Annotated in this window: 2 tRNA genes and 3 rRNA genes; all 5 read left to right on the top strand. The window is 49.1% G+C overall.

Going from position 1 to position 5,553, the window contains the following annotated elements:
• Window positions 1-181 precede the first annotated feature (181 nt).
• The 5 genes from GJS41_RS11330 to rrf all read left to right on the top strand — a co-directional run bounded on the left by GJS41_RS11330 (window position 182) and on the right by rrf (window position 5,541).
• Window positions 182-1,716: ribosomal RNA gene (locus GJS41_RS11330) — 16S ribosomal RNA — on the top strand.
• Between the two features lie 98 nt (window positions 1,717-1,814).
• Window positions 1,815-1,891, top strand: a tRNA-Ile gene (locus tag GJS41_RS11335).
• A gap of 102 nt (window positions 1,892-1,993) precedes the next feature.
• Window positions 1,994-2,069 (top strand) — tRNA-Ala (locus GJS41_RS11340).
• A gap of 303 nt (window positions 2,070-2,372) precedes the next feature.
• Window positions 2,373-5,263, top strand: a 23S ribosomal RNA gene (locus GJS41_RS11345).
• A 162-nt stretch (window positions 5,264-5,425) separates the two neighbouring features.
• Window positions 5,426-5,541: ribosomal RNA gene (gene rrf, locus GJS41_RS11350) — 5S ribosomal RNA — on the top strand.
• The 16S, 23S and 5S rRNA genes sit together here with 2 tRNA genes alongside, the layout of an rRNA operon.
• Window positions 5,542-5,553 lie beyond the last annotated feature (12 nt).

Consider the following 5,553-nt stretch of genomic DNA (forward strand, 5'->3'; position numbering starts at 1 on the left):
GCCAAGACGTTCTTTAAAAGTTTGTAAGACAATTTGTGTGGGCACTTGATAGGTAATGCATCGCATTATCAATGAAGTGACCAACACCCTAAAATTAATTCGATTAATTGATTTATTTTTAATAAGTTGGTGATTCATTGAGCAAAAGATTAGAGATCTATTCCGATCTCGAAAAAACTTTAAACTGAAGAGTTTGATCATGGCTCAGATTGAACGCTGGCGGTATGCTTAACACATGCAAGTCGAACGGTAACAGCAGAGCTTGCTCTGGCTGACGAGTGGCGGACGGGTGAGTAACACGTAGAAATCTACCGAGTAGTGGGGGATAGCCAGAAGAAATTCTGATTAATACCGCATGTGCACTATGGTGTAAAGGAGGCCTCTATTTATATGCTTTCGCTATTTGATGAGTCTGCGTCAGATTAGCTTGTTGGTGGGGTAATGGCTCACCAAGGCGACGATCTGTAGCTGGTCTGAGAGGATGATCAGCCACACTGGGACTGAGACACGGCCCAGACTCCTACGGGAGGCAGCAGTGGGGAATATTGGACAATGGGCGCAAGCCTGATCCAGCAATACCGCGTGTGTGAAGAAGGCCTTCGGGTTGTAAAGCACTTTCAATAGGGAGGAAAGGTTAGTAGTTAATACCTGCTGACTGTGACGTTACCTATAGAAGAAGCACCGGCTAACTCCGTGCCAGCAGCCGCGGTAATACGGAGGGTGCAAGCGTTAATCGGAATTACTGGGCGTAAAGCGCGCGTAGGTGGTTATTTAAGTCAGATGTGAAAGCCCTGGGCTCAACCTGGGAACTGCATTTGAGACTGGATAACTAGAGTACGGTAGAGGGGAGTGGAATTTCAGGTGTAGCGGTGAAATGCGTAGAGATCTGAAGGAACATCAGTGGCGAAGGCGACTCCCTGGACTGATACTGACACTGAGGTGCGAAAGCGTGGGTAGCGAACAGGATTAGATACCCTGGTAGTCCACGCCGTAAACGATGTCAACTAGCTGTTGGGTATATTAAAATACTTAGTGGCGTAGCTAACGCGATAAGTTGACCGCCTGGGGAGTACGGCCGCAAGGTTAAAACTCAAATGAATTGACGGGGGCCCGCACAAGCGGTGGAGCATGTGGTTTAATTCGATGCAACGCGAAGAACCTTACCAGGTCTTGACATCCAGAGAAGTTTCTAGAGATAGATTCGTGCCTTCGGGAACTCTGTGACAGGTGCTGCATGGCTGTCGTCAGCTCGTGTCGTGAGATGTTGGGTTAAGTCCCGTAACGAGCGCAACCCTTGTCCTTAGTTGCTAACATTAAGTTGAGAACTCTAAGGAGACTGCCGGTGACAAACCGGAGGAAGGTGGGGACGACGTCAAGTCATCATGGCCCTTACGACCTGGGCTACACACGTGCTACAATGGGCAGTACAGAGGGTTGCCAACCCGCGAGGGGGAGCTAATCTCATAAAGCTGTTCGTAGTCCGGATTGCACTCTGCAACTCGAGTGCATGAAGTCGGAATCGCTAGTAATCGTGGATCAGAATGCCACGGTGAATACGTTCCCGGGCCTTGTACACACCGCCCGTCACACCATGGGAGTTGATTGCACCAGAAGTAGCTAGCTTAACATAGGGCGGTTACCACGGTGTGGTTGATGACTGGGGTGAAGTCGTAACAAGGTAGCCGTAGGGGAACCTGCGGCTGGATCACCTCCTTAACGACAACGATGTTTTTATCGTCAAGTGTTCACACAAATTGTCTTACTATCTGGAACAATCGGTTGTTCAGGCTGTATGTCTGTAACAAGACAGATATAGGTCTGTAGCTCAGCTGGTTAGAGCGCACCCCTGATAAGGGTGAGGTCGGCAGTTCAAGTCTGCCCAGACCTACCAATTTTGCTTTTATGCTTTGTTGGATACTCGGTCATTTGCTGGTAGCAAATTTCCCTTCTATCCGCCGCGCCTAACAGCAAAAAGCTTATCTGAATCCAAAATGGGGCTATAGCTCAGCTGGGAGAGCGCCTGCCTTGCACGCAGGAGGTCAGCAGTTCGATCCTGCTTAGCTCCACCATTTTCATTCCGATTGTTTAAAGTATTTAGAGATATAAGAGAGCTTATATCTCTGGGTATTTATACCAGAACGAGTTCTTTAACAATTAGGTAGAAGCTAAAGTAATAAATGAGTAACAAAAGAGTTTTTTAAATTTGTAAGCGAATTTGTATTCATCATGTTGGCGTTGTTAGTTCGAAGTCGGAACTGGCAACACGAAATACGGTTATTTGAGTGTACCAAGTGGTGATTGCTGAGGTTAGTTAGGGCTATATACAAAAGGCCTAATTGATTGAGGTGATCGAAGACTATTTGGGGTTATATAGTCAAGTGACTAAGAGCATGCGGTGGATGCCTTGGCGACAGAAGGCGATGAAGGACGTGGTAGTCTGCGATAAGCCCGGGGGAGTTGACAACAAACGTTATATCCCGGGATTTCCGAATGGGGAAACCCAGCCAGTATAAGCTGGTTATCTTTAACTGAATACATAGGTTAAAGAGGCGAACGCGGGGAACTGAAACATCTAAGTACCCGTAGGAACAGAAATCAAACGAGATTTCCTTAGTAGCGGCGAGCGAACGGGAATTAGCCCTTAAGCTTCTTATGTGTTAGTGGAATGGTCTGGAAAGTCCAGCGATACAGGGTGATAGCCCCGTACACGAAAGCGCATTTGAAGTGAAATCGAGTAGGTCGGGACACGTGATATCTTGACTGAACATGGGGGGACCATCCTCCAAGGCTAAATACTCTCTGTCGACCGATAGTGAACCAGTACCGTGAGGGAAAGGCGAAAAGAACCCCTGTGAGGGGAGTGAAATAGATCCTGAAACCGCATGCTTACAAGCAGTGGGAGCCAGATTTAGTCTGGTGACTGCGTACCTTTTGTATAATGGGTCAGCGACTTACTCTTCAGTAGCAAGGTTAACCGTTTAGGGGAGCCGTAGGGAAACCGAGTCTTAATAGGGCGTTTAGTTGCTGGAGGTAGACCCGAAACCCGGTGATCTATCCATGGTCAGGTTGAAGGTGAGGTAACACTTACTGGAGGACCGAACCCACTTATGTTGCAAAATGAGGGGATGAACTGTGGATTGGAGTGAAAGGCTAATCAAACCGGGAGATAGCTGGTTCTCCTCGAAATCTATTTAGGTAGAGCCTCGCGTCTTACCCTGGGGGGTAGAGCACTGTTTCGGCTAGGGGGTCATCCCGACTTACCAACCCGATGCAAACTCCGAATACCCAGGAGTACAATCGCGGGAGACACACGGCGGGTGCTAACGTCCGTCGTGGAAAGGGAAACAACCCAGACCGCCAGCTAAGGTCCCAAAGTGTATGTTAAGTGGGAAACGATGTGGGAAGGCTTAGACAGCTAGGAGGTTGGCTTAGAAGCAGCCATCCTTTAAAGAAAGCGTAATAGCTCACTAGTCGAGTCGGCCTGCGCGGAAGATGTAACGGGGCTAAACATACCACCGAAGCTGCGGATGCATACTTGTATGCATGGTAGAGGAGCGTTCTGTAAGCCGTTGAAGGTGTACCGGGAGGTATGCTGGAGGTATCAGAAGTGCGAATGCTGACATGAGTAACGTTAATGCGGGTGAAAAACCCGCACGCCGGAAGACCAAGGTTTCCTGTTCGATGCTAATCAGAGCAGGGTGAGTCGACCCCTAAGGCGAGGCAGAGATGCGTAGTCGATGGGAATCAGGTTAATATTCCTGAACCGGTGTATATTGTGATGGAGAGACGGAGAAGGCTAAACTAGCGCGGCGCTTGGTTGTCCGCGTTTAAGGTTGTAGGCTGGGAACTTAGGCAAATCCGGGTTCCTAAGGCTGAGGATTGATGACGAGTCCCCAAGGGGATGAAGTAGTTGATGCCATGCTTCCAGGAAAATCTTCTAAACTTCAGATATACACCGATCGTACCCCAAACCAACACTGGTGGTCAGGTAGAGAATACTAAGGCGCTTGAGAGAACTCGGGTGAAGGAACTAGGCAAAATGGCACCGTAACTTCGGGAGAAGGTGCGCCGGCTTTGGTGATGGGACTTGCTCCCTGAGCTGAGGCCGGTCGAAGATACCAGGTGGCTGCGACTGTTTATCAAAAACACAGCACTCTGCAAACACGAAAGTGGACGTATAGGGTGTGACGCCTGCCCGGTGCCGGAAGGTTAATTGATGGGGTTAGCGTATGCGAAGCTCTTGATCGAAGCCCCGGTAAACGGCGGCCGTAACTATAACGGTCCTAAGGTAGCGAAATTCCTTGTCGGGTAAGTTCCGACCTGCACGAATGGCGTAACGACGGCCACACTGTCTCCACCCGAGACTCAGTGAAATTGAAATCGCAGTGAAGATGCTGTGTACCCGCGGCTAGACGGAAAGACCCCGTGAACCTTTACTACAGCTTCACACTGGACTTAGAGCCTGCATGTGTAGGATAGCTGGGAGACTTTGAAACTTGTACGCCAGTATGAGTGGAGTCAACCTTGAAATACCAGCCTTGTATGTTTTGAGTTCTAACTTAGGTCCGTTATCCGGATCGAGGACAGTGTGTGGTGGGTAGTTTGACTGGGGCGGTCTCCTCCCAAAGAGTAACGGAGGAGCACGAAGGTTGGCTAATCCTGGTCGGAAATCAGGAGGTTAGTGCAATGGCATAAGCCAGCTTAACTGCGAGACAGACACGTCGAGCAGGTACGAAAGTAGGTCATAGTGATCCGGTGGTTCTGTATGGAAGGGCCATCGCTCAACGGATAAAAGGTACTCCGGGGATAACAGGCTGATACTACCCAAGAGTTCATATCGACGGTAGTGTTTGGCACCTCGATGTCGGCTCATCTCATCCTGGGGCTGTAGCCGGTCCCAAGGGTATGGCTGTTCGCCATTTAAAGAGGTACGCGAGCTGGGTTCAGAACGTCGTGAGACAGTTCGGTCCCTATCTGCCGTGGGCGTTGGATATTTGAAGAGAGCTGCTCCTAGTACGAGAGGACCGGAGTGGACGAACCTCTGGTGTTCCGGTTGTCACGCCAGTGGCATTGCCGGGTAGCTATGTTCGGACAGGATAACCGCTGAAAGCATCTAAGCGGGAAGCCCCCTCTAAGATTAGATATCCCTAGGACTTTAAGTCCTCCGAAGAGCCGTTGTAGACTACGACGTTGATAGGCAAGGTGTGGAAGTGCTGCGAGGCATTAAGCTAACTTGTACTAATTGCTCGCGAGGCTTGACTATATAACACCCAAGTGGTTTTAGCCGACCATGTAAGTGATAGTCAAATAACTATATTTTAACGAAGACATGATGGACACATCGCGTACGAATTTAGACTCGAACTGATTTATTAGCTTCTACTTGATTGGACTTGTTTCAAGCATAAATACCCAAAGTTTTTTGCTTGGCGACCATAGAGAGTTGGAACCACCTGATCCCTTGCCGAACTCAGAAGTGAAACGACTCATCGCCGATGGTAGTGTGGGGCTTCCCCATGTGAGAGTAGGTCATCGCCAAGCGCTTATTTAAAA

This window comes from Kangiella sp. HZ709, assembly GCF_009674675.1.
GTDB lineage: Bacteria > Pseudomonadota > Gammaproteobacteria > Enterobacterales > Kangiellaceae > Kangiella.